At 46.6% G+C, this 21,724-nt stretch carries 18 protein-coding genes; 5 read left to right on the top strand and 13 right to left on the bottom strand.

The window, feature by feature from the left end:
* Nucleotides 1-29 precede the first annotated feature (29 nt).
* Entirely contained in the window at nt 30-2,957 is a 2,928-nt protein-coding gene (locus tag UNH61_RS17640) for an FAD-linked oxidase C-terminal domain-containing protein (protein ID WP_326993296.1), read from the bottom strand.
* Between the two features lie 98 nt (nt 2,958-3,055).
* Nucleotides 3,056-3,946: a DUF72 domain-containing protein gene (locus tag UNH61_RS17635; RefSeq protein ID WP_326993295.1), complete on the bottom strand. Its 891-nt coding sequence runs from the start codon at nt 3,944-3,946 to the stop codon at nt 3,056-3,058.
* Nucleotides 3,947-4,156: 210 nt separating this feature from the next.
* Between UNH61_RS17635 and UNH61_RS17630 the strand changes: the two genes are divergently transcribed.
* From UNH61_RS17630 to UNH61_RS17620, 3 genes are read left to right on the top strand one after another with little or no spacing between them, the layout of a single operon-like run.
* Entirely contained in the window at nt 4,157-5,572 is a 1,416-nt protein-coding gene (locus tag UNH61_RS17630; RefSeq protein ID WP_326993294.1) for a glycogen/starch synthase, read from the top strand.
* 42 nt (nt 5,573-5,614) lie between these two features.
* Entirely contained in the window at nt 5,615-6,886 is a 1,272-nt protein-coding gene (locus UNH61_RS17625) for a glucose-1-phosphate adenylyltransferase (RefSeq protein WP_326993293.1), read from the top strand.
* Between the two features lie 15 nt (nt 6,887-6,901).
* Nucleotides 6,902-8,371, top strand: coding sequence for a glycoside hydrolase family 130 protein (locus UNH61_RS17620; RefSeq protein ID WP_326993292.1), 1,470 nt, complete (start codon nt 6,902-6,904; stop codon nt 8,369-8,371).
* A 93-nt stretch (nt 8,372-8,464) separates the two neighbouring features.
* Here the strand turns inward: UNH61_RS17620 and UNH61_RS17615 are convergent, their stop codons facing one another.
* From UNH61_RS17615 to UNH61_RS17570, 10 genes are all read right to left on the bottom strand, one after another.
* A complete protein-coding gene (locus UNH61_RS17615) occupies nt 8,465-8,668 on the bottom strand; it encodes a hypothetical protein (protein WP_326993291.1) in 204 nt (67 codons plus the stop codon).
* Nucleotides 8,669-8,784: 116 nt separating this feature from the next.
* Nucleotides 8,785-8,985: a hypothetical protein gene (locus UNH61_RS17610; RefSeq protein ID WP_326993290.1), complete on the bottom strand. Its 201-nt coding sequence runs from the start codon at nt 8,983-8,985 to the stop codon at nt 8,785-8,787.
* Entirely contained in the window at nt 8,979-9,296 is a 318-nt protein-coding gene (locus UNH61_RS17605) for a hypothetical protein (RefSeq protein ID WP_326993289.1), read from the bottom strand. Before UNH61_RS17605 ends, UNH61_RS17610 begins: the two co-directional genes overlap by 7 nt.
* A 51-nt stretch (nt 9,297-9,347) precedes the next feature.
* Nucleotides 9,348-9,701 (bottom strand): hypothetical protein, encoded by a 354-nt coding sequence (locus tag UNH61_RS17600; RefSeq protein WP_326993288.1) that lies wholly within the window; start codon nt 9,699-9,701, stop codon nt 9,348-9,350.
* 63 nt (nt 9,702-9,764) lie between these two features.
* Entirely contained in the window at nt 9,765-10,103 is a 339-nt protein-coding gene (imm45, locus tag UNH61_RS17595; protein WP_326993287.1) for an Imm45 family immunity protein, read from the bottom strand.
* Between the two features lie 287 nt (nt 10,104-10,390).
* Complete coding sequence (locus UNH61_RS17590) at nt 10,391-10,639, bottom strand: hypothetical protein (RefSeq protein ID WP_326993286.1); 249 nt, start codon at nt 10,637-10,639, stop codon at nt 10,391-10,393.
* A 42-nt stretch (nt 10,640-10,681) separates the two neighbouring features.
* On the bottom strand, nt 10,682-11,338 hold the full coding sequence (locus tag UNH61_RS17585; protein ID WP_326993285.1) for a DNA alkylation repair protein: 657 nt from the start codon (nt 11,336-11,338) through the stop codon (nt 10,682-10,684).
* Nucleotides 11,339-11,396: 58 nt separating this feature from the next.
* Nucleotides 11,397-11,591 (bottom strand): hypothetical protein, encoded by a 195-nt coding sequence (locus UNH61_RS17580; protein WP_326993284.1) that lies wholly within the window; start codon nt 11,589-11,591, stop codon nt 11,397-11,399.
* Nucleotides 11,592-11,709: 118 nt separating this feature from the next.
* Nucleotides 11,710-12,168: a hypothetical protein gene (locus tag UNH61_RS17575; RefSeq protein ID WP_326993283.1), complete on the bottom strand. Its 459-nt coding sequence runs from the start codon at nt 12,166-12,168 to the stop codon at nt 11,710-11,712.
* A gap of 10 nt (nt 12,169-12,178) precedes the next feature.
* A complete protein-coding gene (locus UNH61_RS17570; protein WP_326993282.1) occupies nt 12,179-16,393 on the bottom strand; it encodes a DUF6531 domain-containing protein in 4,215 nt (1,404 codons plus the stop codon).
* Between the two features lie 283 nt (nt 16,394-16,676).
* Here UNH61_RS17570 and bshC point away from each other — a divergent pair, with 283 nt between their 5' ends.
* Together bshC and UNH61_RS17560 are read left to right on the top strand one after the other, a co-directional pair.
* Nucleotides 16,677-18,281 carry a bacillithiol biosynthesis cysteine-adding enzyme BshC gene (gene bshC / locus UNH61_RS17565; protein WP_326993281.1) on the top strand — a complete coding sequence of 535 codons (1,605 nt, stop codon included), beginning with the start codon at nt 16,677-16,679 and terminating at the stop codon, nt 18,279-18,281.
* Nucleotides 18,282-18,450: 169 nt separating this feature from the next.
* The gene (locus UNH61_RS17560) at nt 18,451-19,035 is read left to right on the top strand and encodes a hypothetical protein (protein WP_326993280.1); all 585 of its coding nucleotides are present in this window, start codon (nt 18,451-18,453) and stop codon (nt 19,033-19,035) included.
* A gap of 294 nt (nt 19,036-19,329) precedes the next feature.
* Here UNH61_RS17560 and UNH61_RS17555 read toward each other — a convergent pair whose 3' ends face one another.
* Nucleotides 19,330-21,552 (bottom strand): FUSC family membrane protein, encoded by a 2,223-nt coding sequence (locus UNH61_RS17555; protein ID WP_326993279.1) that lies wholly within the window; start codon nt 21,550-21,552, stop codon nt 19,330-19,332.
* Between the last annotated feature and the right edge of the window lie 172 nt (nt 21,553-21,724).

Below are 21,724 nucleotides of genomic sequence, written 5' to 3'. Positions count from 1 at the left end.
TAATGCTACGCCCGGCTGTTTCAGCTGGTTCAGGCCAGGCTGTTGTACAATATCTCCACCGGGTGTAATGCTTTCACTCCGGTACCATCTTTTACCTGGTGACGGCAGCTGGTGCCCGGCGCTGCTATAATAGTACCTGCAGTGGCGTTACGTACTGCCGGGAACAGCACCAGTTCTCCAATTTGCATACTCAGATCATAATGCTCTTTTTCATATCCAAAGGAGCCCGCCATACCGCAGCACCCGGAGGGGATCACCTCCACGGTGTAATTCTTTGGCAACGACAGTATTTGCTGGCTGTACGCTGCAGATGATAAAGCTTTCTGCTGGCAATGGCCATGCAGTTTTATGTGTTGAGGCTGCGTGGTAAACTGTGCAGCGGTGATATGCCCTTTTTCCGCTTCTGCGGCAAGAAATTCATCCACGAGGAATACATGCTTAGCCAGTGTTTTGGCCTGTGCCCGGAGCCCTTCGCTGACAAGATCCGGATACTCATCGCGGAAACTCAGGATAGCAGAGGGTTCTATACCTAACAGCGGCGTATTTTCGTTAATAACGTCGCTGAATATACGAACATTCTTATCTGCGTATACGCGTGCTTTGCGCAGCAGGCCTTTCGACATATACGCGCGTGCACTTTCCGGGTGGTCGGTCATCTGCACATCGTAACCGAGGCGATGCAGCAGCTGTACGGCTTTTATGCCGATTTCCGTATCGTTATAGTTCGTGAATTCGTCGCAGAACAGGTATACCTTGCGTTGGCCGGTAGCGCCTTTCTTCTCCTGAGGCCATTTTTCAAAGAACCATTTACGCAGGGTGGTGCGGTACAGTTCCGGCAGGGAACGTTTGGCAGCGAACCCGGAGAACTGGCGGATGATACCTCCGGTGAACGGATTATTGATCAGGGCATTGTAGATGCCTGGTGCTATCGCAGCCAGGGCAGAGAGTTTGGAATAGTTGCCGATCATATTGGCCCGCATCGGTACGCCGTTGGCATCGTAGTAATGCTGCAGGAATTCCATCTTCAGTTTGGCCATGTCTACATTCGATGGGCATTCCGACTTACAGCCTTTACAGGCGAGGCAGAGGTCCAGTACTTCGTAGATTTCTTTATGATCGAAACGGTTTTCTTTGGTACTGTGCGTCAGGAATTCGCGCAGGATATTGGCCCTGGCGCGGGTAGTATCTTTTTCATTCCGGGTGGCCATATAGCTGGGGCACATGGTACCGCCACTCAGCTGGGTTTTGCGGCAATCGCCTGAACCGTTGCACTGCTCTGCATGTTGCAGGATGGTTTGTTCCGGGAAATGGAAGATGGTATTGAACGCCGGCGTTTTTTGTCCGGGCTCATAGCGCAGCATACTGTTCATGGACGGTGTATCCACGATCTTATTCGGATTGAAGATATTCTCTGGATCCCAGGTATACTTGATCTGGCGCAGTAATTCGTAGTTTTTTTCGCCCACCATCTGTTTGATGAATTCGCCGCGCAGCCTGCCATCGCCATGTTCGCCACTGAGGGAGCCATGATATTTTTTTACGAGGGTGGCAATTTCTTCGGCAATCTTACGGAACAGCAGGTTGCCTTCGGGTGTTTTCAGGTTGATGATAGGGCGCAGGTGTATTTCGCCGCTACCCGCATGGGCGTAGTGTACGGCGTAAAGGTCGTATCGTTTCAGAATATCGTTGAAGTCGCGTATGAAATCGGGGAGGTCTTCCACGGCCACGGCGGTATCTTCGATTACCGGCACGGCTTTTTCGTCGCCCGGCAGGTTACTGAGCAGGCCCAGACCGGCTTTGCGCAGGGTCCAGATCTTTTTGGTATCGGCGCCGAACAGGAGAGGGAAGTGGTAACCCAGTCCTGCTGCCCGCAGCCTGGCTTCGAGCTGGCCGGCAATTTCAGTGATCTCTTCCCGGGTGTTACGGCAGAATTCTATTACCAGTATGGCACCGGGATCGCCCTGTACGAAGAAACGGTTCTTGCTTTGTTCGATGTTATCTTTTGTACATTCCAGGATATAGTGATCTATCAGTTCGCTGGCGCTGGGTTTGAATTCCATGGCGGTAATGTTGGCACGCAGCGATTCATCGATCGTGTTGAAGTGAATACAGAGCAGCCCTGTTTCCTTTGGAGGCAGGGGATCTATATGCAGCTTTATTTCGGTAATGAAGGCCAGGGTCCCTTCTGAGCCGGCGATCAGTTTACAGAAGTTGAAATTTTCCGTACCGGCGGTGAACGGGTTGGTTTCCAGCAGGAGGTCTACCGCATAACCGGTATTCCGGCGCGGAATGCTTTTCTTGGGAAACTGCCGCCTGATCTCTTCCTGGTAGTTGTGGTTGCCGAGCGCCGTACGGATCTGCTTATAGATCCTGGTTTCCAGTGTATCCGGTCCTTCGCATTTCTGATGGAAAGCTTCTGTGTCCAGGATGCCGAAAGTAGCTGCTGTACCGTCGCTCAGCAGGGCCTTTACCTCGAGGAGGTGTTCGCGGGTGCTGCCATACACCACGGAGTTGGAGCCACAGGAGTTGTTGCCCACCATACCGCCGATCATGGCGCGATTAGCGGTGGAGGTTTCGGGTCCGAAGTAGAAACCATGCGGTTTCAGGTACATATTCAGCTCATCGCGGATAACGCCCGGTTGAACGCGTACCCATCCTTCTTCCTTATTTAGTTCCAGTATATTGGTAAATGTGCGGGAAACATCGGTAATGATCCCGTTGCCTACTACCTGTCCGGCCAGCGAGGTTCCTGCTGTACGGGGAATCAGGGAGGTTTTATTTTCACGCGCAAAGGCGATCAGCGTTTTGAGATCTTCCACATGCTGTGGAATAGCTACTGCCAGTGGCATTTCACGGTATGCCGACGCGTCGGTGGCATAGAGGGTTCGCATGGTATCGTCTGTATAAAGCGTGCCATCCATTTTCTGGGCCAATTGCTCTAGCTTATCGCGCATCATGATATGTACCGGTTTTGAGAGGGCGAAAATAATATTTCAGTCCGGCTTTTTTTAGCAAAATTCCCCGGGTAGTATTGAAAATGTGGCCGACTGGCGCTTTATTCCACGAATTTGGGCTTTTTTACCGGTACCCCGCATACGGCTTCGATCTTGTCGGCCAGGTAGGCCGCCAGTTCGGGCGACTGTGCCTCATCGTGCATATGCATGAAGAAATACACTTCTTTCAGGCCCTGATCCAGCCAGTATTTGATACGGTTGGCCCAGTCGTCGATCCGGGTATAATCCGTTGGATGCAGACTGTTTCCCACGAAACGTATAAAGATCTTCGGTACGGTCAGGTGCATATGGCACACGTCTCTTCTGCCGGAAGTATCGGTGATAATGGCGCCCACATTCAGCTGGCGCAGTTTTTCGAACAGCTCCAGGCGGATGGCCTCATCTTCATACCACTGTTTATGTCTTAATTCCACAAAAAACTGGAGGTCTTTCGGTAACGAGGCCAGATATTGGTACAGGTTTTCCCGTTTCACCGGCCCGAATTTATCGCTCAGCTGCAGGAAGATCGGTCCCAGGTGCTGTCCGAAGGCAAACACGCCTTCCAGAAAAGCGCTGGTTTTATCGCCGGCATTCACCAGCGTGCTGAAATGGCTAATGCTTTGTGGCACCTTAGGGCAAAACTTAAACGACAGCCCCCTGGCCTTTGCATCCCATTTGGCAATGGTTTCCGGACCATAGATCTGGTAATGCGTGGCATTCAGCTCAATACTGTTGAAGTGATGTACATATTCCCCCAGGAAATCGGCCTCTTTAGTGCCTTTGGGATATATTTTACCCAACCATTCCTTACGACCCCACTTGGCACATCCAAGCCAGATCTCCGGTTTTTTCACTGGTTTCCCTTTAAGTACTTTCTTGTTGAACACCGGCTCAGCAGGTAGTTTAAAATCGATGTCCATCAGCATGGAGGTAGGAACGGCGCCGAAATCCATAAGCTTCTGTGTTAGAGTTCTATCAAAGATAGAAAATAACAATTAAGAATTGGGAAGGAAGAATTAAGAAACAGCGAGAAGACCTAAGCGGATAGTATTATTTGCCTGGGTCTTCGCGCTGTTTCTTAATTCTTCTTTCCCAATTCTTAATTTTTTCTTTGTTTTCTAGTTTTTACATTTTAACTTAATAAAGACAACCAACTAATTAGCATGGAGATTTTACACGTCAGCGCGGAATGTTACCCGGTAGCCAAAGTGGGTGGCCTGGGGGATGTAGTGGGAGCACTCCCCAAGTATCAGCATCAGGCAGGTAATTTTGCCAAAGTTGTGGTGCCTGCTTACAGGACCCGTTATTATGATACGCATGAATTTGATGTCGTGCATCAGGGCGGAATGTGGCTGGGCCATAACTGGTACCATTTTAATGTTTTGAAGGAACGCAGCAACGAGCTGGAGTTCGACCTGTATCTGCTCGATATTCCCGGCCTGCTGGATACAACGGGCGTGTACGGTTATCAGAATGATACCGAGCGTTTTCTGGGCTTCCAGGTGGCGGTGCTCGACTGGCTCAATGAATGGAATCATGCTCCTGATGTGATTCATTGCCATGATCATCAGGCAGGAATATTGCCTTTCCTGCTCAATTACGGATATAAATATGCGCGGCTGTCGCATATTCCTACGGTATTGACTATCCATAATGCCCAATACCAGGGCCAGTTTGGATGGGATCAGCAGTACCTGCTTCCTGCGTTCGACCTGTGGAAGTCGGGTATGCTCGACTGGAACGGGGCGATCAACCCGCTGGCGTCGGCCATCAAATGTGCCTGGAGGGTGACCACCGTTTCCCCGGGATACCTGGAAGAGCTTTATAGTAACGCCAACGGGCTGGAAAGCCTGATCAGCGCGGAACGGGGGAAAATGATGGGTATCCTCAACGGTATCGACTCGGTGGTATGGGACCCTGCGGCGGATCATATGTTGCCGCAGAACTATGACCTGGGTTCGGTAACGGAAGGCAAACATGCCAATAAATTACAACTATGCGAGCGTTTCGGCCTGGATGCTTCCCTGCCGCTGGTGTCGTTCATCGGGCGACTGGTAGGCGATAAAGGCGCCGATCTGCTCCCTGAAATAATAGGCCGTTCCCTGCACGAATTGCCGGGGGAAGTGAACTTCCTGGTGCTGGGGAGCGGCGATCCGCATATCGAATGGTCGTTGCAGCAAACCCGCCAGGTGGTCAGCTATGGCTTCAATATCCACCTGGGGTACGACGAAACCCTGTCGCACCAGATCTATGCCGGTACCGATTTTCTCCTGATGCCTTCGAGAGTAGAGCCATGCGGGCTCAATCAGATGTATGCCCTGCGTTATGGCGCTGTGCCAATGGTGCGTAGCACCGGAGGATTGAAGGATACTGTAGTCGACTTTGGAGATAAAGACGGAGTGGGTATCCGCTTCAACCAGGCCTCGGCCTGGGACGTTTGTTATTCCGTTAAAAGAGCCATAGAGTTGTATCATGACACCAGTCATCTGAAAGAGATCCGGCTGAGAGGCATGAGTATTGACCACTCCTGGGTAAGCTCCGCACAGCATTACCAGGAAATGTACAATAGCCTGAAATAGTTTAGAATTTTGAATGATGATCATCTAAAACCAATTCCATTTATGACAAACGATGTAATGTCCATTATTCTCGGAGGGGGGGCCGGCACCCGCCTGTATCCGCTTACCCGCCGTCGTTCGAAACCCGCGGTGCCCTTGGCCGGTAAATACAGATTGGTGGATATTCCCATCTCCAATTGTTTGAATGCTGATCTGAACCGCATTTTTGTACTCACGCAGTTCAACTCCGCTTCCCTGAACAAGCATATCAAAAACACTTATCACTTCAGCAATTTTGATAAGGGTTTTGTGGATATTCTTGCAGCAGAACAAACCCCCGATAACCCCACCTGGTACCAGGGTACAGCGGATGCGGTTAGGCAGTGTATCCATCACATGGAGAACTTCGAGTTTAAGTATGTGCTGATTCTCTCCGGCGACCAGTTGTACCAGATGGATTTCGCGAAGATGATTAAGCACCACATTGAGAACAATGCCGAGATCTCTATTGCCACTATTCCTGTTAGTGGAAAGGATGCTTCCGATTTTGGTATTTTAAAGGAAGATGATAATGGCGCTATCGTTTCCTTTACAGAGAAGCCTTCCCAGGCTGCTTTGCCGCCCTGGGCTTCGGAAGTAAGCGAGGAGATGCAGCGGGAAGGACGTATATACCTGGCCAGTATGGGTATCTACATCTTCAACAGGCAGGTGCTTTTCGACATGCTCAATGCACAGCCGGAAGCCGCGGACTTCGGCAAGCAGCTGATTCCTCATGCCATCGAAAGTAAACGCCGGATCTTCAGCTACCAGTATGAAGGATACTGGACAGATATCGGTAATATCCAGTCATTTTTTGAAGCGAACATCGGCCTGACCGACGATATCCCCCTGTTTAACCTCTTCGATAAATCGCAGGTCATCTATTCCCGTGCCCGTATGCTGCCGCCTACCAAAATTTCCGGTACCGCTGCCCAAACAATGATCGCCGATGGTTGTATTATAATGGCAGAGAAGCTGGAAAGGGTAGTAGTAGGTATCCGTACGCGTATCGGTAAAGGCTCGGTGATCAGCAATGCCTATATCATGGGTAGCGACTATTACCAGACCCTCGAAGAAATTGAAGAATCCAGGGCTTCCGGCAATCCCCTCATGGGAATTGGCGAAAACTGTGTGATCAACAACGCGATCATCGATAAAAACTGCCGCATAGGCAACGGTGTACATATCAATGGCGGTAAACACCTGGCCGACGGGGATTTTGAAAAATATACAGTGAAAGACGGCATCGTTGTTGTGAAAAAAGGCGTAGTCCTCGAAGATGGATTCAGTATTTAACTAATACCGATACACATGCGTTTGTCTATCGAACGGAAAACGACGAAAGTATACCCTGACCTGAAAAGGGTGGTAGCAAGGTTTTTCTTCAATGGCGAAGCCAGAGCTAAATCAATCATTCAGCAGGTGGCCGCCATGAGTGATTCCGAAGTGGACATAACGATAATGCCTATACTGAGAGAATTTTCACGCCGTCATAGAAATATCACGCGTATTTTTGAACGACATGCAGACCGGTTGCGACATTTGTTCCCCGGTCTGCAAATCGATTACGAGAACCTGTCGCTGAAACGTAAGCTGTTGACAGGCTCTTACTTCACCAATGAATATTCCATCGAATCAGCCGCTTTTTTTAATCCTTCACTGATTGAAGATGTAGACCAGAGCGGGCTGGAGCTGGGAGAGAAGAGAGTGATCCTCAGTTTCCGCGCAGTGGGCGAAGGCCATGTGTCCTCCATCGCTTTCCGTTCCGGTGTTATCAACAAACAAAATGAGATTACCCTCACAGATGCCGGCAACTATGTAGATGAAGCAGAGGTCATACGCAATTCTATCTACCACAAACAATCTTTCTTTCAAAACGCCGTGTCCATCCATCTTCCGGACTCATTGATACAGGAAATACAAACCAGCCTGCCGGATCAGTTCGAATATATGGCACTGAAGAAAGTGATCCGCGAAATGCAGCAACGATTCCAGGTGGATCATCTCCTGAAAAAAAGCCTGGAAAGGGTGCTGTGGCTGGCTGATTCTTATTATGAACTGAATTTTTCACTGGATACGGATCTGTCGGACCGTGTGATATTCCCCTACTCAGAAGCAGAAAGCCGGGGTATTGAGGATGCACGTTTTGTAAAATATACCAGTGAAGACGGTACGGTAACTTATTACGCCACCTACACCGCTTACGATGGGATGACCATACAGCCCAAACTCCTCGAAACAAAAGACTTTTACTCCTTCCGGATCATGCCATTATACGGAGAAGGCGCCCAGAATAAGAACCTGGCGCTGTTTCCCAGGAAGATCAACGGGCGCTATGCCATGATCTCCCGCATTGATGGCATCAACGGCTATATCATGTATTCCGACAGGATCAATATCTGGGAGAATCCCCAGATCCTGCATACCCCGAAATATGCCTGGGAATTCGTGCAGGTGGGCAACTGCGGCTCACCCATTGAAACAGCGGATGGGTGGCTGGTGATTACGCATGGTGTGGGGCCTATGCGTACCTATTGCATCGGCGCCAGTCTGCTGGACCTCGATAATCCTACCCGGGAAATAGGGCGGCTCCGGGAACCGTTGCTAATGCCTAATAAAGACGAACGGGAAGGGTATGTACCTAATGTATTGTACTCCTGTGGATCTATGATACATAATAATGAATTGGTGATCCCCTATGGGTTGTCTGATTATGCTTCCGGGTTTGCTACGGTTAATCTGGAGAGTTTGCTGGCGCAGATCAGGACGGATGGGGTGTAGGGTATTTTGTAAGAGGCTTCATTTTACTTTTTAGTCAGCCCTCTCTCAACAATTATTATCTTCAACAATACAGTGATCGGGAAGCCGTACACTTCAGCGGAAATGCAGCAATTCAAAATGGACATAACAGGTAACAGTGATCTCGAGTAGCCAGGGCATACTGAAATCTTTGGCCACAAGGTATTCATGTGGGTAAGTGAATACCATATTGAAATTTCTGTTTCGGGAACAAAAGATGGCAACCTGTATGATGTTTCGGAAGCCGATCTCGAAGTTTGCCTGGAGCTTGAGAAACATTTTGAGGTTTTGGGTTGGCTACCAATGCAGGTATAATTCCTCGTCGTCATAGGAATCTTCCCTTTTGGGGTTGTTGCCGTAAATAACCTTGTTTTGTTATCATAGTATCCAACAGGCTAATTGAGGCCTGAGGTCTCACAATTCATGGGGCAGTTTGAAGTATAGATGCCCGTGGCAGTATTAAGGTCGTAGTATAGGAGCCGGTTGTAGTACAAGCCCCTCTCCGCATCTTCGTACTGGTCCTGGTAGCGGAAGGGGTAACTGCCCAACCCGCCCTGTTGGAGGTGCTGCAGCCGTAGTACAATGATTTCTACCACAATTTGGCCTCCATAGTGTCTAGAACATTATTTAACCATGCAAGTAGTTTAGGGTCATCCGAATTTTCTTTTAGAGATAAAAGCCATTTTGAAAAATTAATAAACTCTGGATAATTTTCTACTGTAACCCCATAGATATTATCCATATGCGAAGTTTGTAGTGAATCTAATATAGAAATAAAAGCACTTTTATTCTGCAATATTTCATTCGCAGAAATAGACATTACATCAGCTATAATTTCATATTCTTGTTCAATAGACATAATAGTTGGCAACAGGTCTACCTTTTTTACTAAAGATTCAATTGTCATTGTCTGAATGTTAAAATGGTGAGTTACCTAGTGGAAAGTGTGCGCTATCCTTCATTTGGTAGGGAACTCTACCGAGATTCCTTTGGAACTTACGTACAAGGAGCCATCTACATCTTCAGCATAAATTTTGAACAATTGAAATCCCTGCTCTATACCAAAATTGATATTTATTGTTCTTTCTTCCTGTATATCGGGTATTTCAAACGCAGTTGTTTTTGTATTAGTTTTCCACTCATAGAGCATCTGCATAAAGAATACATTAGAGAATGTTATGACAATATCGTAGTCATTGCTAAAGCCTGTTTTTCCTCCTATACGCAGATTGCCTTTTAAGTCTATGATTTCAAAGTCGCACCATTGGTGACTCCGTAAAAATTCATTTATCTTATCAATTTGTTCTTGCATGTTTTTCTTTTTAGGTTATCCCTAATTGGCGGTTTGGTTATATAGATTGGGATACCAGACTGTTCAATCGTAAAAATCAACTGGAGGATCTTTGTAAACAACATGAACATCTTCAACCAGGCATTCGAAATAGCCCCACTTGTTCCAGTTGGCGCATAGCCATGCGGTGTTTATAGCGTAGCCCTCATTCCTTTCGGGAATAGACTCCTGAGGCAGCATAACGAATGTTAGTCCGGCCTTGTACCCTGAAACTACCAGCAACGAATAAACAAGCTTACCTTCATCAGAGGATTCAATTACCATAAAATCAACATAGTCCTCGTAAGGATATTTTCCTTTGCATCTCAATATTGCTCCTCTTTCTATGTTCTCTTTTAACGCTATTAATTTTGTATTTTTCATAAGCTTATTGACAATGATTTTTGATCCTTGCTGGCTATATGTTTTAAGGAATTGCATATCTGACGTGTCAAATCGTAATCAGGAACCTTCATGATCATCAGGCATAGCAGGTTACGATTTTTCTTTTATCTCAACAATCAATTAAGGCATTTACGTTTTTACCATAAAAATCAGGGAACCCAAATTTTTCCTTTAGAAGTTGGTGCATTTGCGCTAGCTCATTGATATTTGAGAAATCCAATTCCATTTTTTTAAACATAACGTGTTGTGCTATTTAAAAGCTATTTCTAATAAAATTTTTCTTTGATAAAGTCAATATTATATGGGCGTTTGTCTGTCAGCCATGAACATTCTATTACCGCAATACGGCCGCCATTTTTAATGAACTTTTTCCATTCTAATAGCCCTCGTCTAAAGCCCATGGTATAAACAGAACCCTGTGTCCAAAACAAAGCAAATTCATTGCTAGAAAAGGATAATTCCTCCATTGAAGCGGTATTACCTTCCACCTTATTTTGTACCCCTTTGGCTTCCATTCTTCAAATCAAGCTCCGACTTCGGGCTTGATCTGTTATTTTTTATGCGTTAGTCTTTTTATTTTTCAGCTTATCTACTTGAATGGCTATTAATTTGGGCAAATAATTAGGTGTGCAATTTTTAGCAACCATTTCATCTTTATACAGCCCTGTACGTTCTCCAAGTGCAACGCATCTTGAACGATATTTTTCTTCAAAAATTCCAATTTGAGCCGCAGTAAAATTCATTGCCCATTGTACTTCCGGCACTTCCTTTTCAATACGTGTTTCAATTTTAGAAAGTAATTCTTCACTGTTTGGCGGCGGTGTTTGCCCAACCCAACGTAAACGAGCTTGATAATACCAAAAAACTCTTCTTTGTAGTGAAGACTGGCTGTTTTCCCAAGTTTCCATTAATGAAATTGTCTTTTTGTCTTTGGAAAGTTGGTTTGCCATTAACCAGTCAATTAATTGAAGTTTTTCATCTTCATTATGTCGCCTAATGTCGCTATCTAAATTGTCAATGACCTTTTGCGAAAGTTGCTTTTTGTCCATAATCAAAATTGCCAACTGTCTGGGTAAAAATTGACCTGTTGACCAAAGTTCCAAAGCCAATTCGTGGTCTTTTTTAATCTCACCCGCAATTTTTCGTAGGTCTCCCAGCTTAGTTTCAGCATTGATTTGAGTCAGGATGTTTTCTGCTTGTGAAGAGCGTTCCATATCAATCTTTTGTTTTTCGAGACAAATAAATAAATTCTGACGTTGAATAATCGTCCGCTTACTTTGTTGTTGTCGGTTCAGAAAAATATTTCTTTGTGTTTGCTTCGATTGTATTTTTCAGCTTAATCAAATTCGTTTCCTCTTGCTTTTTAAGAGAACCGCTCATAAATACCATCAGTGATTTAGCTAATATTCCATTTCCTCTAACAGTAGTACTTGAACTAATTTTTGTTTTATCACCGATTGCAGTCATTTTAACAGCATATCTCTTAAAAAAGATCTTAGTTGTCTTGGTTTAAAACCTCATCATATAGATTCTCTGTTTTTATTTTCTTCCACTCTCCAGATGGGACTCAGGTTTATAATGATACTTATCTCCACCATTCTTTGTTTTTTACACATACCTCTTCCAAAACTAAATTATTTGGCAGCTGAGAAATAAAATCATAATCGTCGTCATAAGGATAAGGTAAATTAAAGCAAAAGCCAAAATCATTATCAACAACCAAATAACCATGTATTAGTAATTGTTTTTGAGTTGCTGCAATAATTTGAGCAATTGACATTGATGGATATAATACCCCTTTATATTTTCCTTTGTACGGACTTCTACACGATAGATTTAATATAATTCCATCTTGATCTGCATTAATCGTAATCAAACCGCCGTCGATTTTATAACTATGTAGTTTTGTACCTGGATTATCATATACGTTTAATTCAACCTTTCTGTTTTCCTGATAAATGGACGGTAAATAAAGATCAATAGATCTTCCTATTTCAATATCGCCAATTGATTTTCCTGAGATTATTTCTGCATTTATATTCATTCGCTTTTTTTTAATTGACTATTCCTCCATTAACATAAACTGGAGAGTCGGTTATCAAATCATAATTAGAGAAACCTTCATGGCCAATCCGACCATAAACAACTTTTTCTCCGTCTACAACTTTATATACTTTCCAATAATCATTTCCGTGAATATTAGGTTGCGTAGAACTCCCACCGGGATGGTAATCTAAAATATAAGTGTCACCAGCTTTTGTCGTTCTTGTAAACACGGTGTGTTGTATTTTATTGGGATCCCCCGCTTGTGGATATGATTTTGCCCATCCCTTTTTATCTAATAGGGCCTCAACATCGCCTGGTTTTTTCCCGGTTAAAATGCCAACCCATCGCTCAGTTATTGCTTGTTTCTTTTTGAAACTCTTAGACTTGCCACATGCTGCCTCCAGCCCAAACACATCTATCCAACTATTCGGGTCTTTTACGTATCCATATAATGTAGGATTTTCACCCTTCAACCCGATTGGATCCTGACTAACATACATCCCTTCTTCCGACGAGTAATAACGGAATCGGTTATACGCCAACCCCGTTTCTACATCCACCACCTGCCCCTGATAAAGATACCCACAAAATCCCGCATCTCCATGCAACATCCTCGCATTCCCGTAGCTGTCTATTTCCCGCTGCCAGATTAAATCTCCCGTCTCATCATATCCCTGTATAGGCGTACCTAAATGATCGGCAATAATACTATATTTCTTATCACCTTTTATTTTAGCAGTTGGCGAGAAATTATTCTCATTGAACACCCATGTGATTAGGTCATCCGCACTACTTTCCTTTGCATCAAACTCCTTCCATTCATGCAACGGCTTATTCCCATCCCACACCCAGCGGGTGATCGTATGCTTATACCGTTTCTCTATCCGCCTCCCCAGGGCATCGTATTTAAAACTCACCCTTTCGCCGTCCGGTCGTAGCACGCCTTCCAGCATCCCGGCAGGGTTCCATTCATATTGCCACACCCGGCCACCACTTTCTTCCTTACGTATGAGGTTACCCAGCTGATCGTATTTATAACTGGCTTTCCTGCTTCTCAGCAGTCTTCCGCCTTTATCATAAGTCCGGTCTTTTTGCTGCGGAGTTTCAAACAGGTTCCCCACGGCATCGGGCATACGATATTCCACGCTGCCGTCGCCATAGATCACTTCCGCCAGGTTACCATAAGTATCATGCCTGAATTGCTTAGTACCGGTAGTACTATCGTGGATACCCGAGAGCCGGTCGCCATCCCAGGTGTAGCGCCGCTGCAGCCGCTTGTTGCCTTTAGTAGTGAATTGCTCTACCTGCCGGCCGGAAATATCGTACTGATTCTGCTGGGTCACGCGGCCTGTCATGCTGCGCTCCGTTACCTGACCGAGGTTGTTGTACTTTAATTGTGCGCTCCAGCCGTTAGCGCTCATCTGCTCCAGCCAGCTCATGGCGTTGTTGTACTGCATGCTAAGGTCGGCACCCAGACTGCTTTTAAGCGCGGTGCGTTGCCCCAGCTGATTGTATTCGCTGCTTAGTATATGTTCATTACTTTTTTCCTGTGTAATCAACCCCAGCAGATCCCGCTGCAATTGCACAGAGGCATGACTGTTCTGTGCGCTGATGAGCTGCCCCATGGCGTTATAACCAAAGGTTTCGGAGCTGCCGTCTTTCTCATAGTATATGGTAGCTACCTGTCCGGCGGCAGTGTATTCATATGCCTGCTGGCTGCCATCGGGCAGGGTGGTACGCATCACCTGCCCACCTGCATTGCGTGTATACTGCCGCGTTAGTCCGTCAAATCCTTTTTCGGTAATTACATTACCTTCCTCATCCAGTTCGAAACTGTAAGTTTCCCGGTGTTCATTGATGATATGACGCAGCTGTCCTTCTTTATCATAAACGAATTGAATACCTGTATTGCCCTGTTTCCGCTCCACCACATCGCCGAAGAAGTTATAACGCAGGGCGACCGACTGATGCCGGTCGCTCACGGCAATGGCATTGCCCATGCTGTCGTATTGCAGCTTCACGGTATTACCGGTACTGTCTTTTATCTGAACGGGGTTGCCCAGCAGATTATACTGCCGCCGTAAAACAGCGCCGGCGGGGTCTGTAATGGTTGTCATCCGCCCTTGCAGGTCGTAGTTATATTTGATGCTGCTGCCATTGGGCAAAATGACCTCACTGAGCAGGTGCTGCGCGTTGTGTTGCAGGCGGGTCACCGCTCCGAGCGGGTTGATGATCCTGCTGAGCCGGCCTTCCGTATACTCAAACTTTGTGGCTGCTCCTAAAGGATTAGTACGCTGTACCAGGTTGCCTGTCTCATCATAGATATACTGCCACACTCCACCATTAGGCTGAGTAACGGCAACCGGCTGTTGCTGCTGGTTATAAGTGATACCGGTTGCTCCCTGCCCGGGTAATTGCAGACTGGTCAGGTTGCTTCTCTCGTCGTATTCATACGTGGTAGCCGTCCCCAATTCATTGGTTTCAGCTACCAGGTTATCTGCTTCATCATAGCTAAATAGCTGCGCGGCGCCGTAGCCGTTCACTATTTTGGTGACGATGCCATCAGTATGATAGTATGTCTTTTTATGCCCCAGGCTATTGGTAGCTACCGTAAAGCCTTCTAAATAATCAAAAGTGTAACTGAATAAACCATCCGGCCCTAAAGCCGCTGTACAACGGCCCTGCCGGTCGTAATGGAAGGTAAACGTAGTGCCGTTGTTAAAACGACGGGCAATGATATACCGGTTCTCCCACTCAAAGCTATTGTGATGCCCTTCGGCATTATACATTTCTTTGAGCGTACCGCCGGCATGGTAGGTATAACGCACCATTTCCACCAGTATGCCCCGGTCGCCCAATTCCGGATGCGGCGCCTGTACGGCGGTAATCAGGCGGTCTTCATTATACCGGATATAAATATCGCGGTGAGCGCTGTCGTTGATCTTTTCCAGCAGTCCGCCATCGCTGTAATAAAAACGGATAGCAAACCCATTGCGGTCGGTAATACTGCGCAGTTTACCATGCCCCTGATCGGCGTACCGCGGGCGATCAAAATGATATTGCAGGCCGCCTCTGTCGCTTACATAATACTCGCCTGCTGTGGTGCGATGCAGTTCATATTTTTCCTTCGGGTTGTAAAAGCTGGCTCCCGGCTCCAGCAGTGGAAACACCACCGGTCTGCCGGCCGTATCGTTCATCACTACCACGCCATCTTCATCGCTTACCAGCAGCGAGATATCGTAACTATGATAGATATTCTTTCCCAGCGGGCCGTCGTAATGGCTATCGCTGTAATAATTAGCTTCCCAGGTAAAAGGAATCGGACCAGGGAGGCTGAATCCCTCCAGGTAACTGGCCATATGGCCACTGGCGGCGTCTACCGGTTCTCCCAAAAACTTACAGATAGATGGCTGAACAGCTGCCCTGAACTTGCTGAACTTAGGGGAACGGGCTTCTATTTTTGCTAATACTTTGGTGAGTAACTTACCCAGCATTTTCAGCGCAAACTTCAATCCGTGCATCAGCCCCATAAAAAACAGGGCATTGAGCAGATCAGAGAGTTTTAACTGCTGCTCTTCTTTGACACCTCCGATCAGCACCGGTTTGCCGATGGGGAGTACTACCATCACGGCTGTCAGGAAATTAAGATAGAAGCCGCCGGTAGGATTATTCATCAGTATCTTTCCTATATCCTGGCAGGAATAAGCGCGGCATAACCAGGTGCTCTGGTACATACCCTGACTGATCACCGTTTTGCTGCCATGCGACAGCTGGCCTTCATGCGGGTGAAAGAATTTTGGCAACAGGAACAAAGGATGTGGTATCACGGAATGCAGCAGGTTGAGTTTGCTGACGATCTTACCCAGCCCTTTGAATTTCCCCATGAAAGGAGGCACGGAGGGCATCCCCCAGAGGGCGCCCTGAGCAACGCCTTTGTGCATGCCGTTGAAGTATACGGTTCCGCCCATGGGCACATTCCGGGCAATCTGAAACCCTTTTTCCGGATCGTACACCGGAATAGCAGGCAGGGTGATATGGATATAATCCATGGGATCAAAGATCAGCGCAGCAAAGGGAGTGATGGGGCAGGGCGTGAATGGCCAGGGTACTTTCAGCATGTGAAAATCGAGCCCAAGAACAATATCAAAGTGTTTAGCCACGGGCTTAGGATCAACAGAGGGGTGTGGCTGTAATGGTTTATTCTTAATTCTAATATATGCCATTAGTGACGTATTTAGAGATAGATATTATACACACTCCGGCTGCTGTAAAGAAGCATGATGACATAGGGTTACCAGGCATTTTGGCCATCACGTTGGGTCATACAAAACAACAACTTTTCAGAGGTGCGGTTTTTCAATAGGCGATAAATCTACATTATATCTACCAATCAACCAATATTCTGTTCAACCAATTAAGTATTTACCTAACTTCGTACATTCAAAAATTTCGATGTATTGGCACTGCATCGTTTAAACATTGATCATTTGTAATTCGGAACATAATATGCTGGAGTATATTCCTTATGGGAAAACTGGTTATTTCAACCAGCTGGTCACAGATTTTTTAGCTGAACATCCGCAAATCAAATCATTTTACACTTATTCCCCTGTACATCCTGATTTTGCTGCAGCCATCAACGCCCGGCAGCAGTTCGATACACCCAGGGCCGCGCTGGTAGCCGCATTAGAACAACAATACCAACCGTTGCCTCCAGAGAAGGCAGTTCAGGATAATATTACCGCATTGCTGAAGCCAGGCACCTTTACGGTATGTACGGCCCATCAGCCTAATATTTTCACCGGTTATCTTTATTTCGTTTATAAAATTCTGCAAACCATTAAGCTGAGCACTTCCCTCAAACAGCAATACCCGCAATTCGATTTTGTACCGGTGTATTATATGGGCAGCGAAGATGCGGACCTTGATGAACTGGGCAGCATCTACCTGGAAGGGCAAACGCTTACCTGGAAAACCAATCAGCAGGGAGCCGTGGGCCGTATGAACCCGGAGGGTCTGGAGCTGCTGATTGAAGAAATAAAACGGATGCTGGGATATGCTGTGCATGGCGCTGAGTTGATAGAACTGCTGAGCAAAGCCTATCTGGAGCACCCCAACATACAGGATGCAACCCTTTACCTCGTACACCAGCTGTTCGGGCGTTTCGGCCTTGTGACCCTGGTTCCGGATAACTCCGCGCTGAAACGTTTATACGTTCCTGTTATAAAGGATGAATTGTTTAATCAGGCATCTTTTGGCATTGTAAATAATACCCTGGAAAAACTTTCCCAACATTATAAAGTACAGGCCAACCCCCGGGAGATTAATCTTTTTTATTTGCAGGATGGATCCCGGGAGCGGATCGTCCGGGAAGGAGACCAGTGGAAAGTATTACACACCTCATTGAGCTCCAACGCCGCTGAGTTGATGGCAGAGCTGGAAGCTCACCCTGAGCGCTTCAGCCCGAACGTTATCCTGAGGGGCATGTTCCAGGAAACGATTCTGCCGAATATCGCCTTCATCGGCGGGGGCGGTGAAATCGCTTACTGGCTGGAGCTGAAACAGCTGTTTGCCCACTACAAAGTACCATATCCAATATTGTTGCTTAGAAACTCCTTGTTGCTGACAGACGAAATGTCGTGTACCCGTTTACGTAAGTTGGGGGTTCCGGTTGTTACTTTGTTCCAGCCAGCGGAAGATATCGTGAACGACTATGTGAAGCAGCATACGAATGCAGCGCTGGTGCTAAAAGATGAATACGCCGCCATCGATCATCTCTTCGATGCATTGGAAGAAAAGGCCCGCAGCATAGATGTAACGCTGGTAGCCACTACGGCGTCTGAGCGAAAAAAAGCGCTGAAATCTATTGGTAAGCTGGAGCATAAATTTCTGCGTGCAGAAAAGAAGAAATTCACCTGGCAAACGGACCAGATTCGTCAGATACGTAGTAAATTATTCCCTGCTGGTTCGCTGCAGGAGCGGAAAGAGAATTTTCTGCCGTGGTATGCGCAGGAGGGGCCGGCTTTCTTTGATCGGCTGCTGGCTGCGATGAACCCGGTGAGTGATATGTTGTTGATTTTGGAGAAGGGGAAGGAGGTTTTGAGTGTTTAGCGTAAATAGACTAAAAAACTAAATGGAGCGACTCAGCGTTATTGGATGTTTATCTTCAGGGAGGTAAGTCTATTGTTAATAGACGATGACACTTTTTAAAACATCGTCTTATATCAATATCCTCGGAAATTTGTAATTTCTATCACAGGTATTAAACCGGATTAAGTCCATGATCGAGTTTATCTGCGATATTAGACGCTTATACTGGAATGGATATGCACCTGGGGTACTTTTTATATTACCGTTCCTGCTTTTTGCAGTGTCGGTAAAAGCTCAGCAATCATCAATGCCCTTAGGTATCAAAATACTGAATAACTATCATCTCGGTGATAGTGTTAGTACGATCAGGGGGCTAACTCCCATTGATTCACTAAAAGATCCATTTAGCATTGAAATGTATTTCATTCCCTTTAAGATCAATTACATTCTTAAGACGGATACATCAGGAACAATAAAGCTTATCGCATTTTCGGTTTTTGAAAAAAAGATCGCTGCAGTTCATCTGCTACTTTTGGATTCCGATAGCATATTGCCAGCATTAACAGGCCAATATGGCGCCTTCGATTTAAAATTTACCGGTATTGGAGGTGGATACTCCTATCATTGGAAAAAAGACACCAGTCTTTCTTATGGTAATGTAACAATATCTCCTGCAGCGTTGCAATCTTTGGGGGCAACCGCTATTACCAAATATGAACGCAATAAAATGAAGCACATAGTTATAAAATCAATAGTTCATTTGATAAAAGATTAGTGTTCAATTGCGAAAAAAGTACTGGTTTTGGACAAGGACGAGACAAGGACGAGACACGGACGAGACAAGGATATTCTGAGCATACTCTGAGGATGGTCTGAGGAAGACCGAATGAGAACCGAAGTATACCCCTGCAATGATTTGCAGATCAAATAGTTGTAAGTATATGAAAATATATCATATTATCGTTGCTACAACAATTTTGATAGTATTTTAACTGTCTTTAAAAAAATCCTGCAAAACTGATTGTTGTCTTTCCTGGTCCCCCGGATTTTTAACCAAACTATCCCCCCATCAACTAAACGCCTTCTTCATCTCCCTCAGCAAATTCAATATCGTCACCAGCTGATCATGCACCTGCTTCGTCTCCAGCATCTCATCTCTTGTCGCAGTAGCTCCCTTGCCTTCATTAATCTCCTGCTGCCGCAGCTGTACCAGGTTTTCAAGATGCGCATCCAGCCGGTCGAAGGCATGTACCTGCGGAGAAATGGTAACATCAGTTGCATTCGCCGGATTGGTCATCAGCGCCAGCTGATCCATGTAATGGAGCAGATAATCAGTGATCTCCCGGTATTCAGGCCGGGGAAACTGCACGCCGTGATGCAGGTTGTAAGCCGCCAGGGTGGCGGTGTGCGAGGTAAGCGTATGACTCAGCACCACGTAGTGATATATCTGTGAGGCATTCTTTTGTTTGCTCTTGGGCTCCGACAGCATCCGCTGGAAAGCCGACATCATATTGGCCGTCGCCACGTAATTATCTTTACGTGCGAGCTTAAAATCCGTAACAGATACCTGTTCATTGGAATAGGCCCGCATCACCAGCTCAAAATACCGGCGGTTGGTTTCCATCATTTTCTTCATGTAATCTGGCAGGAAGCTGCGCTCCCAGGCTGGCCACAGCAGCATATTAGCCACGAAGGCAATACCTCCGCCGATGAAGGTATCCAGCACCCGCTGCGTCACGTTCAGCAGATCGGCAGGGTGCAGCAGATGCAACAGGAAGATGACGAAAGGCGTCACAAAAAATACACTCAGCGTGTATTTGAAGCTCATGAAACTATAGGCGCCCAGAATACAGAGCAGCATCATCACAAAGATCACGGTGTTGTTCTGGGTAAGATACAGCACGCCGGCGGCAAAGAGCGCACCGGTAACGGTTCCGATAAGCCGCTGTATGCTCCTGGATTTGGTGAGGCCGAATCCCGGTTTCAGGATCACTACAATTGTCAGCAGTATCCAGTAAACCCGGTCCAGCTGAAACACCAGGCCCAGGGTATAGCCCGTTACCGTGGCAATGCTCACCCGCAGGGCATGGCGGAAGATATGCGATTTAAACGTCAGGTTATCGCGGAAGGTTTCGAAGTCGTATTTCTGGCGTGTTGTAAACTTCGACAGCTCCAGCCTGGGATCTATGGATTCGTCTTTCAGTCGCTCCAGCCGGGTCAGACGGTGGAGGTTATAAATACGTTGCGCCATATCCTGCAGGTTTTGCAGGATGTTGGTAAGCGGAATGGTACGGGTTCTTTCCTTGAGGGTGGGCAGTTGCAGGGTGATATCGGCGATGGCCTGCTTTACCTTTTCCATCTCAAACTTCAGGTTGGCACGGGGCAGCGAACGTTGTCCGGATGCCACGGCCATACCGATGTTCCGCAGCTCCTGGGCAAATTCCATGATCAGGGCATGGAACTTTTCAAGGATATCCTGCTCCTTAAAATCGGCCTGCAACGCGTTATAATCGGTTTGGGAGGCCATGATCTGTTCCTGGAGGTCTACCATATCCAGGAAAATAAGCACCATGCTTTTATTGATGCTGGTAGTGCCCTGCTGGGCAGCCCTTCTTTTCAGCAGCTGTTCCCTTACATTCTCCTGTTTCTCATTCACGACCACCTGCTGGGCCAGCACCTGTTTATAATTTTCGGTGACATCCACACCGGGAGTATAGAAATTAGCCCTCAGCTCCAGGTAGCGGGCTGTTTGCAGGATGCAATCGCCCAGGGCCTGCTGTACGTTGAGGTAAGGCCGTATCTGCCATAGAATCAGCGCCAGCGTCGCATACCAGATGCTTCCCAGCAGTACCATCGAGGAATGCAGCAGTGTCAGCTGGGGCGTCAATTGAGGCTCACCCAGTATAGATACCATCACAAGCAAACAGCCAGTGCCTATGTTGCCTCCCCGGTTGCCATAAACCAGCATCATCGCATATACGAAACAGCAAACCGCTATCCAGATCGTCATCAGCGCATGATAAGGCATCAGCAGACCGGTGCCCAGCGCTGTCAGGAAAATGAGGATGGTACTGATGATAAGACCATTCCGCTTGTGAATGATCGTGCCCGGCACATCGCAGAGCGCCGTACACAAACCTCCCATCGATGCGGCAATACCCAATCCCAGCTGCCCAAACCAGGCAAATACCAGCGAAGGAACTACCACGCTGATGGTAGTACGCATACCGTTGCTGAAATGATAACTGTAAAGGAAATTTTTGATTTCGTTGATCTGCTGTTCTCTACGCAAGCGATTCCGGGTTTTGAGCGGCAAAGATAAGAAAATAGCTGTTAGCTGTCAGTTGCCGGCGGCTGGCAACTGACAGCTGACAGCTAACAGCTATTTTCCCCCATCCTGTTAAATTCCAATTGTTCTTTTTACTATATTTATAATCAGTCTCTTAAATGGTGAATGTTTTTCC

The organism is Chitinophaga sp. 180180018-3, from assembly GCF_037893185.1.
In the GTDB taxonomy this organism is placed as follows: Bacteria; Bacteroidota; Bacteroidia; order Chitinophagales; family Chitinophagaceae; genus Chitinophaga.
Note: the sequence above shows the minus strand (reverse complement) of the source record. Positions and strands in the feature narration are given on the sequence as shown.

Coding starts and splice junctions, on each gene's coding strand:
- UNH61_RS17640 (WP_326993296.1), bottom strand. CDS start 2,957: ATGATGCGCGATAAGCTAGAGCAATTGGCCCAGAAAATGGATGGCACG.
- UNH61_RS17635 (WP_326993295.1), bottom strand. CDS start 3,946: ATGGATTTCGGCGCCGTTCCTACCTCCATGCTGATGGACATCGATTTT.
- UNH61_RS17630 (WP_326993294.1), top strand. CDS start 4,157: ATGGAGATTTTACACGTCAGCGCGGAATGTTACCCGGTAGCCAAAGTG.
- UNH61_RS17625 (WP_326993293.1), top strand. CDS start 5,615: ATGACAAACGATGTAATGTCCATTATTCTCGGAGGGGGGGCCGGCACC.
- UNH61_RS17620 (WP_326993292.1), top strand. CDS start 6,902: ATGCGTTTGTCTATCGAACGGAAAACGACGAAAGTATACCCTGACCTG.
- UNH61_RS17615 (WP_326993291.1), bottom strand. CDS start 8,668: ATGTTTCTCAAGCTCCAGGCAAACTTCGAGATCGGCTTCCGAAACATC.
- UNH61_RS17605 (WP_326993289.1), bottom strand. CDS start 9,296: ATGACAATTGAATCTTTAGTAAAAAAGGTAGACCTGTTGCCAACTATT.
- UNH61_RS17600 (WP_326993288.1), bottom strand. CDS start 9,701: ATGCAAGAACAAATTGATAAGATAAATGAATTTTTACGGAGTCACCAA.
- imm45 (WP_326993287.1), bottom strand. CDS start 10,103: ATGAAAAATACAAAATTAATAGCGTTAAAAGAGAACATAGAAAGAGGA.
- UNH61_RS17590 (WP_326993286.1), bottom strand. CDS start 10,639: ATGGAAGCCAAAGGGGTACAAAATAAGGTGGAAGGTAATACCGCTTCA.
- UNH61_RS17585 (WP_326993285.1), bottom strand. CDS start 11,338: ATGGAACGCTCTTCACAAGCAGAAAACATCCTGACTCAAATCAATGCT.
- UNH61_RS17580 (WP_326993284.1), bottom strand. CDS start 11,591: ATGACTGCAATCGGTGATAAAACAAAAATTAGTTCAAGTACTACTGTT.
- UNH61_RS17575 (WP_326993283.1), bottom strand. CDS start 12,168: ATGAATATAAATGCAGAAATAATCTCAGGAAAATCAATTGGCGATATT.
- UNH61_RS17570 (WP_326993282.1), bottom strand. CDS start 16,393: ATGGCATATATTAGAATTAAGAATAAACCATTACAGCCACACCCCTCT.
- bshC (WP_326993281.1), top strand. CDS start 16,677: ATGCTGGAGTATATTCCTTATGGGAAAACTGGTTATTTCAACCAGCTG.
- UNH61_RS17560 (WP_326993280.1), top strand. CDS start 18,451: ATGATCGAGTTTATCTGCGATATTAGACGCTTATACTGGAATGGATAT.